The sequence below is a fragment of the Arenimonas alkanexedens genome, from assembly GCF_054781355.1.
In genome coordinates this window covers 611,239-625,143 of the sequence record NZ_BAAGUO010000002.1, presented here as the reverse complement: position 1 = coordinate 625,143, position 13,905 = coordinate 611,239, and the positions used below count along the sequence as shown (strand labels likewise).

Here is a 13,905-nt window from a genome sequence, read left to right as displayed (position 1 = left end):
GGCGGGGGTATGCTGGCAACAAGGGTCCGGCGTTCAGCCGGGCCGCAAGGTCCATGGAAAGGGAGTAGGTCGCATGAGCTCGGGAATCATCCGGCTTTATTCGTACTGGCGCTCCAGCGCCGCGTACCGCGTGCGCATCGCGCTCAATCTCAAGGGGTTGCCCTACGAGACCATGCCCGTGCACCTGCTCAAGGACGGCGGCCAGCAGCACGCGACCCCGTTCAGCGATCTCAATCCGCAGGAACTGGTGCCGGTGCTGATGCACGGCAACCGCATCCTGCGTCAGTCCATGTCCATCATCGAATACCTGGATGAAACCTGGCCGACCCCGCCGCTGATGCCCGCCACCGCCCGCGATCGCCAGCGCGTGCGCGCCATTGCCCAAATGGTCGCCTGCGAGATCCACCCGCTCAACAACCTTCGCGTGCTGCAGTTCATGGACAAGACCTGGAACGTGCCGCAGGCCGAGCGCGACACCTGGACCCGGCACTGGATAAAGGTCGGTCTGGACGCGGTCGAAGACACGCTCTGCGACAACCCGTCCACCGGTGATTTTTGCGATGGCGAACAGCCGACCATGGCCGACTGCTGCCTGGTGCCGCAGGTGTTCAATGCCGAACGTTTCGGCGTGGACATGGCGCCTTACCGCACCATTCGCCGGATCGTCCAAACCTGCCTGGCCATGGATGAGTTCAATCAGGCCCGGCCGGAGAACCAGCCGGATGCCCCGGCGCCGGGCGGCAACTAGACGCGCCCAAGGCCCCCCGCCCGCGGCGGGGGTGCATCGTCCTCAGTAGCCCGAGGAAGCGTTCTCGCTGCCGGGACCGCCGCCGCCATACATTTCGGCATAGGGGTCGTGCTCGCCGGTGGCACCTTCCGCGAGGCGGATCTTAAGGGCCAGGCCGTCGCGTGAATCGGCCTTGCGCAGCGCCTCCTCCAGCTCGACCTTGCCTTCCTTGTACATCCTGAACAGAGCCTGGTCGAAGGTCTGCATGCCGGCCTCGAGCGATTTGTCCATCGCGTCCTTGATCTCGTGCACCTCACCGCGACGGATGAGGTCGCGGATCATTGGCGTGTTGATCAGGATCTCGGCCGCCGGCAGACGCTTGCCGTCCTTGCCGACCACCAGGCGCTGGCTGATGATCGCCTTGAGGTTCAGGGCCAGGTTCATCAGCACGTTCTTGTGGGCCGATTCCGGGAAGAAGTTCAGGATGCGGTCCAGGGTCTGGTCGGCGTTGTTCGAGTGCAGCGTGGCCATGCACAGGTGGCCGGTTTCAGCGAAGGCGATGGCCGATTCCATGGTCACGGCGTCGAGGATCTCGCCGATCAGGATGACGTCCGGCGCCTCGCGCATGGCGTTCTTGAGCGCGTTGTGGAAGGCGTGGGTGTCCAGGCCGACCTCACGCTGGTTCACGATCGACTTCTTGTGCTTGTGCAGGAACTCGATCGGATCCTCGATGGTGAGGATGTGGCCGGTGTTGTTGGCGTTGCGGTGGTCGATCATCGCCGCCAGGGTGGTGGACTTGCCTGAACCGGTGGAGCCGACGACCAGGACCAGTCCGCGCTGCTCCATCACGATGTCCTTGAGCACGGCCGGCAGCTTGAGCTGGTCGATGCTGGGGATCTCGGATTTGATGGCGCGGATGACCATGCCGACTTCGCCGCGCTGCTTGAACACGTTCACGCGGAAGCGCCCGGTGTCCTTCACGGCGATGGCCATGTTGTATTCCAGGTCGCGCTCGAACGCGGGCACCTGGCCCTCGTCCATCAGCGAATAAGCGATCTTCTTGACCATGCCGGCCGGCAGGCCGGTGTTGCCGAGGGGGTAGAGCTTGCCCTCGACCTTGATATAGACGGGCGCGCCGGTGGTCAGGAACATGTCCGACGCGTTCTTTTCCGTCATCAGCTTCAGGAAGTAGCCGATGTCCATGTGCGTATCCTTGGGTCCCGTTCTGAATCTGTTGGCTGGGCCTCGGACGGCTACAATAGCCCGCGTCCATCTGCCCACCTGCGAGATCGCCTTATGACATTTTCCTCGCTAAAAATCCATCACGCGCTTGCATTTGTGCTGCTTTCGTCAAGCTCCTGGGCCATCGCCGAGGACAGCGTGGAGCTGCTGGCAGCGGAAACCGCAGTCGCTGCGGCCTTGCGCGCCGAGCCGCGCGGCGAGGCGGCGCGGCTGCTCGAAGAGGCCCGTGCAGGGCTGCAGGCCGCCCGCGATGCGCAGTCCCGTCGCAAGCGCCGGGACGCCGCTGAGATGGCCCAGGTCGCCGAGGCCACGGCCGATCTGGCGCGCGCCCGCGCCGAACACGATGTCGCCCAGGCCGAGGTCGAGAGCAAGTCGGCCCGCAACGCCGACCTGCGCCGCCGGCTCCTGCTCAACGGAGGCGGCCGCTGATGCGCCCGTCCCTGATCCTGCCGCTGATGGTCGCGCTGTTGGCCCTGCCCGGCCTGGCTCCGGCCCAGTCCACCGCCGAACACGAACAGGCCGTTGCGCGGCTCGTGGGTGAGCTGCGCGCGCTGGAAACCGACCCCTCGCTGGCCGACCTGGCCGGCCTGGAGCGGCTGAAGGCACGCCAGGCCGTGGCCGCCGCCAGCGACGCCAAGCGCCGCGAGCGCCAGCACAGCGTCGTCATCGCCGAGCTGCGCATCGCCGCGGCCCGCGCCGCCGCCGAGGCTGATCTGCTGGCCGCGCAGTCGCTGCAGCTTGATCGCGAGCGGGACCAGATCATGCTTGAGTCCAGCCGCCGCGAAGCCGAGCAGGCCCGGCGCGAGAACGAGCGCCTGCGACTGCAAAGTCTGGCCCGCATCGAGGCATCCCAGCGCCAGCTGCAGGCGGCCGAAGCGGCCCAGACCATCGCCCTTGAGGCGGCGGAGGCCGAAACCGCCCAGGCCCGCAAGCTGGCCCAGGCCCGCGCCCGGGAGGCCGAGCTGGCACGCAAGGAGGCTGAGCTCGCCGCCGCGGTAGCCGCCGACGATATCCGCGACGCGCCCGCGCCGCCGTCCCGGCAGGCCGGCGGCAGCACGATCCACACCTTGGACGGCAACGCCTTCGGCAGCGGCAGCGCCAGCCTCACCTCTTCGGCCCAGGCCAGTCTGCGCACGCTGGCCACACAGCTCTCGGGCGGCGGTACGGTCCGCATCGAAGGCCATACCGACAGCCAGGGGGCCGACGCCGCGAATCAGGCCTTGTCCAAGCGCCGCGCTGACGCCGTGCGCCGTGCGCTGGAAGACGGCGGGTTGAGCCCCGGCCGCCTGAGCGCGACCGGCCTGGGCGAGACCCGCCCGGTCGCCGACAACGCCAGCGCCGATGGCCGCGCGCGCAATCGTCGCGTCGAGATCATCGTGGAATAGTAGTTAATTCAATCACTTGTCCAGAGGGTTGCGGGCCCCAAAACGGGGGAGTAGGTTCAAAGTCCCGACGGCGCCCTGTCGCCGGGACCACCGAGCCAGGCCGATGAAAGCAGACCTCGCCCCCGCCGAGCGCGCGCCCACCCCGGAGGGGGGGTGCCGGTCGCTCAGGGGCGCCGCCCGCGAAAGCGACCTGACCTTTGTCTCAACCGCAACGCCTCGTCCTTTGCCGGCCGGGGCGTTCGCGTTTCTGGAGGAGGTCAACCCCATGTTTGAAGGGCAACCGCAGAGCGAACTCGATGCGCTGATGAAGACCGACCGGGAATTCCGGCAGCTTTATCACCGGCACCGTGAGCTGGACAAGCAGGTATTGGACGCCGAACTGGGCGTCCTGCCGCTGGACGACACCACGCTGGTGCGCATGAAGAAGGAAAAGCTCAACGCCAAGGACCGGCTGATCCGGATGTTTGATTCGCGACGCCACTGAAGTTCCCGCGGCGGCGGCGGCCCACCTCGTCGGGTCGCCGCCGCCCGCATTTGCCACCTGCATCCGCCCGGGTACGGGGCGGGGTGCGGGCCCGGGCTGTTAGAATCGCCGATTGGCGCTCCCGCCCGATGCCCCCTTGATTCCCATGACGGTCCAGCAAAGCGTCCTCCAACTGATCGGTGACACGCCGATCGTCAAGGCCCGCCATCTCGACGCCGGCCTGTGCGAGCTGTACCTCAAGCTCGAGTGCATGAACCCCGGGGGTTCGATCAAAGACCGTATCGGTTTGAAGATGATCGAAGCTGCGGAAGCGCGTGGCGATCTGTCGCCGGGCGCCACCCTGGTCGAAGGCACCGCCGGCAACACCGGCATTGGCCTGGCCCTGGTCGCCCAGCAGAAGGGTTACAAGCTGCTGCTGGTGGTCCCGGACAAGATGAGCCGGGAGAAGATCTTCAACCTCCGCGCCATGGGCGCCGAGGTCATCCTGACCCGTTCGGACGTGGCCAAGGGCCATCCCGAGTACTACCAGGACATGGCCGAGCGCATCGCCCGTGAAACCCCGGGTGGCTACTTCATCAACCAGTTCGGCAACCCGGACAACCCGGCGGCGCACGAAGAGGGCACCGGCCCCGAGATTTGGCGCCAGATGGACGGCGACATGGACGCCATCGTCTTTGGCTGCGGCAGCTCGGGCACCATGACCGGCCTGTCGCGCTTCTTCGCCAAGGCCGCGCCGAAGGTCGAGCTGGTGCTGGCCGATCCGGTCGGCTCGATCCTGACCCAGTACATCAACGAGGGCGTGCTGAGCACGAAGTCGGGCAGCTGGCTGGTCGAGGGCATCGGCGAGGATTTCCTGCCGTCGATTTCCGATTTTTCGCGGGTGAAGAAGGCTTACGCCATTTCCGACAAGGAAAGCTTCCTGGCCGGCCGCGAACTGCTGATGAAGGAAGGCGTGCTCGGCGGCAGCTCCAGCGGTACCTTGCTGGCCGCCGCGCTGCGCTACTGCAAGGAACAGACCACGCCCAAGAAAGTGGTGGTGTTCGTCTGCGACACCGGCAACAAGTATCTGTCGAAGATGTACAACGACTACTGGATGCTCGACAACGGCTTCCTTGAGCGGCCGCTGCATGGCGACCTGCGCGACCTGATCCTGCGGCCCTACGCCCAGCGCGACACGGTGGTGGTTTCGCCCACCGATACGCTGCAGGTGGCCTACCAGCGCATGAAGATGTACGACGTTTCCCAGCTGCCGGTGATGGACGGCGACGCCATCGTCGGCATCGTCGATGAATCGGACGTGCTGATGCACGTGTTCGGCCGCGACGAGAAATTCAAGGAACCGGTGGCAGGCGCCATGGTGCGCAAGCTCGACAAGCTGGACGTGACCTCGCCGATGGCGGCGTTGCTGCCGGTGTTCGACCGTGGCCATGTCGCCATCGTGATGGACGACCAGAAATTCCTGGGCCTGATCACCCGCATCGACCTGCTCAACTACCTGCGCCGACGCGCGCAATAACCCCTAAAAACAGGACGGCTTACCCCCCATGAGCGATCCCAAGCACCCCGGTCTCGGCACCCGCGCCATCCATGCGGGCCAGTCCCCTGATCCGACCACCGGCGCCGTGATGACGCCGATCTACGCGACCTCGACCTACGTGCAGTCCAGCCCGGGCGTGCACCAGGGCTTCGAGTATTCGCGCAGCCACAATCCCACGCGCTTCGCCTACGAGGCCTGCGTGGCTTCGCTGGAAGGCGGCAGCCGCGGCTACGCTTTCGCTTCCGGCCTGGCCGCCACGTCCACCGTGCTTGAACTGCTCGACAGCGGCGACCACGTGCTGTGCATGGACGACGTCTACGGCGGCACCTACCGCCTGTTCGAGCGCGTGCGCCGCCGCAGTGCCGGACTCGACTTCAGCTTCGCCGACCTCAACGACATGGCCGCGGTGGAAGCCGCGATCACGCCCAAGACCAAGCTGATCTGGTGCGAAACCCCGACCAACCCGATGTTGAAGCTGGTGGACATCGCCCGCCTGGCCGAGTTCGCGCGCAAGCGCGGCATCTGGCTGGCGGTGGACAACACCTTCAGCTCGCCGATCCTGCAGCGCCCGATCGAATTGGGTGCGCACCTGGTGATGCACTCGGCCACCAAGTACCTCAACGGCCACTCCGACATGGTCGGCGGCATGGTGGTGGTGGGCGACGACGCCGACTTGGCCGAGCAGATGACCTTCCTGCAGAACGCCGTGGGCGGCATCCAGGGGCCGTTCGACAGCTTCCTGGCGCTGCGCGGCCTCAAGACCCTGCACCTGCGCATGAAAGCGCACTGCGCCAACGCGATGGCGCTGGCGACCTGGCTGGAAAACCATCCCGCCGTGGACAAGGTGATCTACCCCGGACTCGCCTCGCACCCGCAGCATGAGCTGGCCAAGCGCCAGATGGACGGCTTTGGCGGCATGGTGTCGATCTACGTGAAGGGCGGCGGCGACGCGGCCCGCAAGTTCATGGAGCGCTGCAAGCTGTTCGCCCTGGCCGAATCGCTGGGCGGCGTGGAAAGCCTGGTCAACCACCCGGCGATCATGACCCATGCCTCGGTGCCGCCGGAACGCCGCGCAGCGCTGGGAATCACGGACAACCTGGTGCGGCTGAGCGTGGGCGTGGAAGACGTGGAAGATCTGCGCGCCGAGCTGGACGCCGCCCTGCGCGGCTGAGCGGCCATGAATCCACATTCGCAGCGAGCGACGGGCCTGGTCTCGGCGGCCACGTCCCTGTGGTCGAACGCCCGGCTGCTCAGGGACCTGACCTGGCGCGAGATCAGCGGGCGCTACCGTGGCTCCGTGCTCGGCCTCATCTGGTCGATCCTGACGCCATTGATGATGCTGGCCGTCTACACCTTCGTGTTCTCGGTGGTGTTCGGTGCGCGCTGGTCGGCCTCTGTGTTGCCGGGCGGCAAGTTCGACTTCGCCCTGTTCGTGTTCGTCGGGGTGATGCTGCACGCCGTGCTGGCCGAGGCCATCACCCGCGCGCCGAGCCTGATCATTGGCAACGCCAACTACGTCAAGAAGGTCATCTTCCCGCTGGAGCTGCTGCCGGCCACCGTGGTCGGAGCCGCTGGATTCCATGCCCTGATCGCGCTGGGAATCTTGCTGGTGAGCGTGGTTGCGCTGGGCGGCGGGCTGCCGTGGACGGTGCTGTGGATGCCGCTGCTGTTGCTGCCCCTGTTGCTGCTTTCGCTCGGGCTGGCTTGGGGGCTGGCGGCTTTGGGCGTGTTCCTGCGTGATACCAGCCAGGTCACGGGCGTGTTGGCCACGGTGCTGATGTTCCTGGCGCCGGTGTTTTATCCGGTATCGGCACTGCCCGAGTCCCTGCGGGCCTGGCTCTATCTCAATCCGCTGACGTTCGTGATCGAGCAGTCGCGCGGCGTGATTTTCGCCGGGGAAGCGCCGGACCTGGCGCTGTTGGGCTTGTTCTGGCTCGGCGCAGCACTGGCGGCGCAGTTGGGCTTTTGGTTCTTCCAGAAATCACGAAGCGGGTTCGCCGATGTCCTCTGATGCCGACAACCAGGCCCTGCCGACGCCGGCCATCCTGGTCGAGGGCGTGGCCAAGTGCTACCAGATCTACGCCCGCCCGCAGGATCGCCTGCGGCAGGCGCTGATGCCGCGCCTGCGGCGTCTGCTGGGGCTGGCGCCGTCGCATTACTTCAAGGAGTTCTGGGCGCTGCGCGAGGTGGACTTCCGGATCGACAGCGGTGAGACGGTCGCGATCATCGGCAAGAACGGCTCAGGCAAGTCCACCCTGCTGCAGGTGATCTGCGGCACGCTGACGCCCACCGCCGGCGACGTGCGCGTGAATGGGCGTGTGGCGGCGCTGCTCGAGCTGGGCAGCGGCTTCAATCCCGAGTTCACCGGTCGCGAGAACGTCTACCTCAACGGCTCGGTGCTCGGTCTTTCGCGCCGGCAGGTGGACGATCGCTTCCAGGCCATCGTTGATTTCGCCGATATCGGTGACTTCATCGACCAGCCGGTCAAGACCTACTCCAGCGGCATGTACGTGCGCCTGGCCTTCGCGGTGATCGCGAACGTGGACGCGGACGTACTGGTGGTGGACGAGGCGCTGGCGGTCGGTGACGTCTTCTTCGCCCAGAAGTGCATGCGTTTCCTGCGCCAGTTCCAGGAAGGCGGCGGCACCCTGATCTTCGTGAGCCATAGCTCCGCCGCGGTGGTCAACCTGTGCCGACGCGCGATCTGGCTCGAACAGGGCCGGGTGGTGATGGACGGGCCGGCGAAAGAGGTTTCGGAGGCTTACCACGCCAAGTCCTATGGCATGCAGGTCGGGGCGCGTGCCGCCGACGACGATGCTGGCCACGAGGATGCGGGCGACGAGGGCGAGATCACCGACAGCAGCGCCATCCGTGTGTTCCGCTTCAACCCCGGCAGCGCCGCCTTCGGTGACGGCCGCGCGCGGATCGCTTCGGTGATGCTAGCCGGCCCGGACAATGAGCCGCTGTCGCGGATCGAAGGTGGCGAGAACGTCCGGCTGCGGGTCGACGCCATGGTGGAAGCCGACCTGGAGAGTCCGGTCGTGGGTTTCTTCCTGAAGGATGCGCTGGGCCAGCACCTGTTCGGCACCAACACCTACCTGCGGGGCGTCGGCCCCCGGCCGCCAGCGCGCGCGGGACAGCGCCTGCGCGCCGAATTCGCCTTCCGGATGCCTTGGCTGCCGGTCGGGAAATACAGTTTCGATGTCGCGCTGGCTGACGGCACCCACGCCGAGCACGTCCAGGCCGACTGGGTGTTCGACGGGCTGGTGATCGAATCGGTCACCAGTACGGTACCAGCGGGTCTGGTCGGCCTGCCTTATCATTCGGTTACGTTGGTATCGGGGGACGCCAACGGTTCCGACGCACGGAGTGTTTGATGCACAACAGTTCCTACCAGCACATGCAGCGCCTGGTTTCGACCTACCTCTCCCCCGGTAGCGTCTTGAAGGTGGTGGATATCGGCTCCTTCGACGTGAACGGCTCCTACCGGACGCTGTTCACCGACCCGGGCTGGCAGTACACCGGCGTGGACCTCGAGGCCGGCCCCGGGGTCGACGTGGTGCTGGACTCGCCCTACCGGCTGCCCTTCGCTGCCGCGTCGGTGGACGTGATCGTCTCGGGCCAGGCCTTCGAGCACATCGAACACTTCTGGATGACCTGGCTGGAGATGCAGCGCGTGCTCAAGCCCGGCGGACTGATCTTCCTGATCGCACCGTCGCGGGGTCCCGAGCATCGCTATCCGCAGGACTGCTGGCGCTTCTACCCGGACGGCTATCGTGCGCTCGCCAAGATCGGCGCGTCCGAGCTGGTCGAAGTGCACACCGACTGGGAGCCTCATCCGGATCCGGGCAGCGCCGCCTGGGGCGATACCGTGGGTGTGTTCCGCTCCCGCGGCATGGGCCTGAGGAAGCGCATGGGCCTCGCCATGGCGCGTCTTGGCCTGTCCATGCAGGGTCACGCGAAATGACGGAATTCGAGCTGGACGCCATCGCTTACCTGCTGCCCGAGGACGTCCCGCCCAGCGCCTGGACCGGCCACGTGCCGTTCGCGTTCTGGATCATCGAGGCCATGGCGCCGAAGTCGCTGGTCGAGCTGGGCACGCATCACGGCACGTCGTTCCTGGCGTTTTGCCAGGCGATCGCCACTGGCCGCCACGATACCCGTGCCTTCGCGGTGGACACCTGGGAAGGTGATGAGCACGCCGGCTTTTATGGCGACGACGTGTACGAAAACCTCAATGAGATAGTGCAGTCGAAGTACGCCGGATTCGCCACGCTTTTGCGCACGCGTTTCGACGACGCAAAGCCACAGTTTGCCGACGGCAGCGTGGACCTGCTGCACATCGACGGCTTGCACACCTACGAGGCGGTCAAGCACGACTTCGATGGTTGGCTGTCCAAACTCTCCGAGCGGGGCGTCGTTCTGTTCCACGACACCGCGGTGCGTGATCGCGGCTTTGGCGTCTGGAAGTTCTGGGAAGAGGTGTCCGCGCGCTATCCCTCGTTCAACTTCCGCCATACCCATGGACTGGGTGTGCTGCTGGTGGGAGACCAGCAGCCGGAGGCGCTCAAGGCGCTTTGCCGGCTGCAGGGCGCCGCCGGCGAGGGCCGTGTTGAACGCGCGTTCGATGCCCTGGGGCAGCGAGTCTGCCACCGCGCGCGCGCCGAGTTCCTCGAGATCAAGTACGCCGACGCCGAGAAGTTCCGGGTTCACTACAAGGCGGTGTTTGAAAGAGCGGAGTCCGCGTTGGCCGCGGCTCAGGCGGCGCTCGCTTCGCGAGATGCTGAACTGGCTGAGGCCAAGGACGAACGCGCTGAGCGAGGCGCTGCGCTGATCGAGACCCAGGCGGAGCTCTTGGCCCGCCGCGAAGACGTGGAGGCGCTGAAAGTCATCAATGCGCGCCTGCAGCGCAGTATCGAGGCCGCGCGGGTCGAGCGTGGCGCGGCGCAAGTCCGGATCGCGCAGTTGGAGGCCGATCATCAGGAGCTGGTGACACTTCGGGAAAGTCATCGCGTGCTGGTTGTGCATAGCCTGGCCAGCGATGCGGCTCAGCAGGCGCAGGCGGCCGCCCTGGCCACGCGTGAGGCCGAGCTGTCCGCTGCCCGCGCCGATCTGCGGCGCAGGGACGCCCTGCTGCGTGACGCACACTCGCGCACCGAGTTGCGCCAGGGCGAGGTTGATCGGATCGTTGCCAGCCGCAGCTGGCGCATCACCGCGCCGATGCGCTGGCTACGCGCGTGTCTTGCGGCGATCAGACATCGTCGCGGGCTGCCGGCTTATGCCGCCATGCTCGCACCGCCCACCTGCGGTCGCCCGCCGATCCCGCACCTGCCGGTCACGGTTGAGGGCGCGCCCGCCGTTCCCGCCGTTCCCACAGTTTCCGCCGCGGCCGCCGCGGCCGTCGCGATTCCGGCGACCGCCAGTCAGTACCTGGAAGAACTGTTCGCCAGCGATGTTTCCCGACGCGCCCCGGAATACCTGCCGGCGAGCACGGAACCGGCGCCGCGCCCCGACGCGCTGCGCGCCAAAGCCATCGCGTTCTTCCTGCCGCAGTTCCACCCGTTCGACGAGAACGAAGCCTGGTGGGGCAAGGGCTTCACCGAGTGGAGCAACGTCAGCAAGGCGGTGCCGCAGTTCCTGGGCCACCACCAGCCGCAGCTTCCCGCGGACCTGGGCTTCTACGACCTGCGCGTGGCCGACGCGCTCAAGCGCCAGGTCGAGATGGCGCGCCAGTACGGGCTGCATGGCTTCGCCTTCCACTACTACTGGTTCGCTGGCAAGCGCTTGATGGAAAAGCCGCTTGACCTGTACCTGTCCCAGGACGACATCGATTTCCCGTTCTGCCTGTGCTGGGCCAATGAGAACTGGACCCGGCGCTGGGACGGGCATGACAACGAGATCCTCATCTCGCAGGTGCACGGGCCGGACAACGATCTGGCCTTCATCCGCGACCTTGAGCCCTATCTGCGCGACCGACGCTATATCCGCGTGGACGGAAGGCCGCTGCTGATCGTCTATCGGCCGTCGATACTGCCTGATCCTGCGGCGACCCTTCAGCGTTGGCGCGAGCACTGCCGCGCGGTCGGTATCGGTGAGCTGTTCATCGCCATGACGCAGTTCGACGCCGAGGATCCGCGGCAGCACGGCTTCGACGCGGCGATGGAGTTCCCGCCGCACAAGCTGGCCAAGACCTGCGAGGCGATCAACCACACCCTGGACATCGTCAATCCCGACTACCAAGGCCACGTGGTGCATTACCAGTCCATCGTGGACAGCGCCAAGGCCTGGCCCGACCAGGGCTTCCCGCTGATTCGCACGGTATTCCCGGGCTGGGACAACGAAGCGCGCCGCCCGGGCAAGGGCTATACCTTTGCCTACGCGACGCCGGATCGCTACCAGGACTGGCTGGAGTACGCGGTGGGCTACGCCGAGCGCAATCCTGTGGCCGGCGAACGCATCGTGATGGTCAACGCCTGGAACGAGTGGGCCGAGGGCGCCAAGCTCGAGCCTGATCGTCGCTTCGGGCACGCCTTCCTGCAGGCGACGCGAACGGCACTCGAAGCTCCGCAGCACCCGCGCCGCGTGCTGCTCGTTTCGCATGACGCGCATCCGCACGGCGGCCAATACCTTGCGCTGAATCTTGCGCGTGAGCTGCGCGCGAGCGGTGTCCAGGTATCGGTGGCATTGCTGGGAACGGGGCGCCTCACCGACGATTTCAAGCGGATTTGCCCGGTCCATGAAGCCTTCGACGACGACGCCGTGGCGGCGCTGGCGCAGGCTTGCCGAGAGAACGGCACGCAGCTGGTGATTGCCAACACCGCCGTGTCCGGGCGCGTGGTGCCGGCATTCCGGCGCGAGGGTATCGAGGTGCTGACGCTGGTGCATGAGCTGCCTGGCGTGATCCGCGAGTATGGTTTGGACGCCGCGGTCGCGGGTCTGGTCCAGGGTTCGCGTCGGGTGGTGGTGGCCAGCGACGCGGTCGCCAAGGGCCTCGCCGGTTTTGCCGACGCCGATGCGCTGCGCGAAAAGCTGGTGGTGCAGCCGCAGGGCCTGTTCACGCGCAGCCGCTACCGCGGACAGCGTGATGCCGGGCCGGCACGTGCCGCGCTGCGGGCCCGCCTGGGGCTGCAGCCGCATGCGAAAATCGTGCTGGCGGTTGGCTATGCCGATCCGCGCAAGGGTATCGACCTGCTGGCCGAAGCAGCGGTCGGCCTCGCCGACCTGCCAGACCTGCATTTCGTCTGGGTCGGGCATCGGGACGTCGACGTGCAGGACGCGGTGGATCGCGTGCTGCGCGAGGGCGGCATGGCCGATCGCTTCCATTTCGTTGGCCTGGATTTCGATACGGACGACTACTACGCCGGCGCCGATGTCTATGCCCTGGCCTCGCGCGAAGATCCGTTCCCGTCGGTGGTGCTCGAAAGCCTGTCGGTCGGTACGCCGGTGCTGGCGTTCGCGGGCACCGGCGGCGGCGCCGACCTGGTGGCAGCGCAGGGCGGGGCCGTCGTGGCACCCATGACCGCGGCGGCCTACGCCGACGCACTGCGTGGACTGCTTGGGGATGACGCCCGGCGCCTTGCGCTGGGCGAGGCCGGCCGCGAACTGGTGGATACCCGCTTCTCGTTCCGCCGCTATGCGCTCGACCTGCTGTCCCTGGGCGGCATTAACGTGCCGAAGGTCTCGGTGGTCGTTCCGAACTACAACTACGCGCGCTATCTCGAGGCGCGGCTGCGCAGCATCGCGAGCCAGACCCTGCCGGTGTACGAAATCATCGTGCTCGACGATGCCTCCAGCGACGGCAGTCTCGACCTGCTGCAGTCGCTGCGCGCTGGCCTCTCGCCGGAGCCGCGGGTGGTCGTGAACACCCAGAACAGCGGCTCGGTGTTCCGGCAGTGGCTGCGAGGCCTGGAGCTGGCCACCGGCGACTATGTCTGGATCGCCGAGGCCGACGACCTCGCGCACCCCGGCCTGCTCGAGGCGTTGGTTGGTGCGATGGCGAAGGATCCGTCGATCGTGATGAGTTACTGCCAGTCCGAGCAGATGGATCCGGACGGCCAGATGCTCGCCCCGGACTATCTCGAGTACACGCGCGATGTTTCACCCGACCGCTGGTCGCGTGCCTACGTCGCCGAGGGCGAGGACGAGGCCGCGTGCCTGGGCGTCAAGAACGTCGTGCCCAACGTCAGTGCCGTGGTGTTCCGACGCGAGCCGCTGCTGGAGGTGCTGCGCGAAGGCATCGACGAGATCGCGGACTATTCGATTGCAGGCGACTGGGTGGTCTACCTGCGCCTGCTCGCCCGCGGCCGCGCCTGCTTTGAGCCGACGGCATTCAATCGCCATCGTCGCCATTCCAGCAGCGTTACGATCGCCTCGGCCGCGGACAAGCATCTGGATGAAGTGAGCCGCGCCCAGGCCGAAGCCCAGCGTCTTTTCCCGATCGACGAGGGCGTCAGGCGTGCCGCCGGCGACTATCTCGCGGTGCTGCGGGCCCAGTTCGGGCTCGATCACGCGGCCAGGGAGGCGGGCTGAA

General features: G+C 66.8%; 11 protein-coding genes. 10 read left to right on the top strand and 1 reads right to left on the bottom strand.

The features are described 5' to 3' along the window. Positions 1 to 73: 73 nt before the first annotated feature. Positions 74 to 748 carry a maleylacetoacetate isomerase gene (maiA, locus tag ACYVGY_RS07470; RefSeq protein WP_460456836.1) on the top strand — a complete coding sequence of 225 codons (675 nt, stop codon included), beginning with the start codon at positions 74 to 76 and terminating at the stop codon, positions 746 to 748. A gap of 42 nt (positions 749 to 790) precedes the next feature. On the opposite strand, the gene ACYVGY_RS07465 is transcribed toward maiA, so the two are convergent. Then, complete coding sequence (locus ACYVGY_RS07465) at positions 791 to 1,930, bottom strand: PilT/PilU family type 4a pilus ATPase (protein ID WP_460456835.1); 1,140 nt, start codon at positions 1,928 to 1,930, stop codon at positions 791 to 793. 135 nt (positions 1,931 to 2,065) lie between these two features. Between ACYVGY_RS07465 and ACYVGY_RS07460 the strand changes: the two genes are divergently transcribed. From ACYVGY_RS07460 to ACYVGY_RS07420, 9 genes are all read left to right on the top strand, one after another. Further along, positions 2,066 to 2,398 carry a hypothetical protein gene (locus tag ACYVGY_RS07460; RefSeq protein WP_460456834.1) on the top strand — a complete coding sequence of 111 codons (333 nt, stop codon included), beginning with the start codon at positions 2,066 to 2,068 and terminating at the stop codon, positions 2,396 to 2,398. Next, positions 2,398 to 3,354, top strand: a complete 957-nt coding sequence (locus ACYVGY_RS07455; protein ID WP_460456833.1) for an OmpA family protein — start codon at positions 2,398 to 2,400, stop codon at positions 3,352 to 3,354. Before ACYVGY_RS07460 ends, ACYVGY_RS07455 begins: the two co-directional genes overlap by 1 nt. A gap of 265 nt (positions 3,355 to 3,619) precedes the next feature. Beyond that, on the top strand, positions 3,620 to 3,838 hold the full coding sequence (locus ACYVGY_RS07450) for a YdcH family protein (protein ID WP_460456962.1): 219 nt from the start codon (positions 3,620 to 3,622) through the stop codon (positions 3,836 to 3,838). A gap of 145 nt (positions 3,839 to 3,983) precedes the next feature. Further along, on the top strand, positions 3,984 to 5,354 hold the full coding sequence (locus tag ACYVGY_RS07445; protein ID WP_460456832.1) for a pyridoxal-phosphate dependent enzyme: 1,371 nt from the start codon (positions 3,984 to 3,986) through the stop codon (positions 5,352 to 5,354). Positions 5,355 to 5,382: 28 nt separating this feature from the next. After that, positions 5,383 to 6,546, top strand: a complete 1,164-nt coding sequence (locus ACYVGY_RS07440) for a cystathionine gamma-synthase (RefSeq protein ID WP_460456831.1) — start codon at positions 5,383 to 5,385, stop codon at positions 6,544 to 6,546. A gap of 6 nt (positions 6,547 to 6,552) precedes the next feature. Next, positions 6,553 to 7,386, top strand: coding sequence for an ABC transporter permease (locus ACYVGY_RS07435; protein WP_460456830.1), 834 nt, complete (start codon positions 6,553 to 6,555; stop codon positions 7,384 to 7,386). Beyond that, a complete protein-coding gene (locus ACYVGY_RS07430) occupies positions 7,376 to 8,752 on the top strand; it encodes an ABC transporter ATP-binding protein (RefSeq protein ID WP_460456829.1) in 1,377 nt (458 codons plus the stop codon). Before ACYVGY_RS07435 ends, ACYVGY_RS07430 begins: the two co-directional genes overlap by 11 nt. Then, entirely contained in the window at positions 8,752 to 9,342 is a 591-nt protein-coding gene (locus tag ACYVGY_RS07425) for a methyltransferase domain-containing protein (protein ID WP_460456828.1), read from the top strand. The genes ACYVGY_RS07430 and ACYVGY_RS07425 overlap by 1 nt, the downstream gene beginning before the upstream one ends. Further along, positions 9,339 to 13,904: a glycoside hydrolase family 99-like domain-containing protein gene (locus ACYVGY_RS07420; RefSeq protein ID WP_460456827.1), complete on the top strand. Its 4,566-nt coding sequence runs from the start codon at positions 9,339 to 9,341 to the stop codon at positions 13,902 to 13,904. The genes ACYVGY_RS07425 and ACYVGY_RS07420 overlap by 4 nt, the downstream gene beginning before the upstream one ends. The last annotated feature ends 1 nt before the right edge of the window (position 13,905 follow it).

Coding starts and splice junctions, on each gene's coding strand:
- ACYVGY_RS07445 (WP_460456832.1), top strand. CDS start 3,984: ATGACGGTCCAGCAAAGCGTCCTCCAACTGATCGGTGACACGCCGATC.
- ACYVGY_RS07435 (WP_460456830.1), top strand. CDS start 6,553: ATGAATCCACATTCGCAGCGAGCGACGGGCCTGGTCTCGGCGGCCACG.
- ACYVGY_RS07450 (WP_460456962.1), top strand. CDS start 3,620: ATGTTTGAAGGGCAACCGCAGAGCGAACTCGATGCGCTGATGAAGACC.
- ACYVGY_RS07465 (WP_460456835.1), bottom strand. CDS start 1,930: ATGGACATCGGCTACTTCCTGAAGCTGATGACGGAAAAGAACGCGTCG.
- ACYVGY_RS07425 (WP_460456828.1), top strand. CDS start 8,752: ATGCACAACAGTTCCTACCAGCACATGCAGCGCCTGGTTTCGACCTAC.
- ACYVGY_RS07455 (WP_460456833.1), top strand. CDS start 2,398: ATGCGCCCGTCCCTGATCCTGCCGCTGATGGTCGCGCTGTTGGCCCTG.
- ACYVGY_RS07440 (WP_460456831.1), top strand. CDS start 5,383: ATGAGCGATCCCAAGCACCCCGGTCTCGGCACCCGCGCCATCCATGCG.
- ACYVGY_RS07430 (WP_460456829.1), top strand. CDS start 7,376: ATGTCCTCTGATGCCGACAACCAGGCCCTGCCGACGCCGGCCATCCTG.
- maiA (WP_460456836.1), top strand. CDS start 74: ATGAGCTCGGGAATCATCCGGCTTTATTCGTACTGGCGCTCCAGCGCC.
- ACYVGY_RS07420 (WP_460456827.1), top strand. CDS start 9,339: ATGACGGAATTCGAGCTGGACGCCATCGCTTACCTGCTGCCCGAGGAC.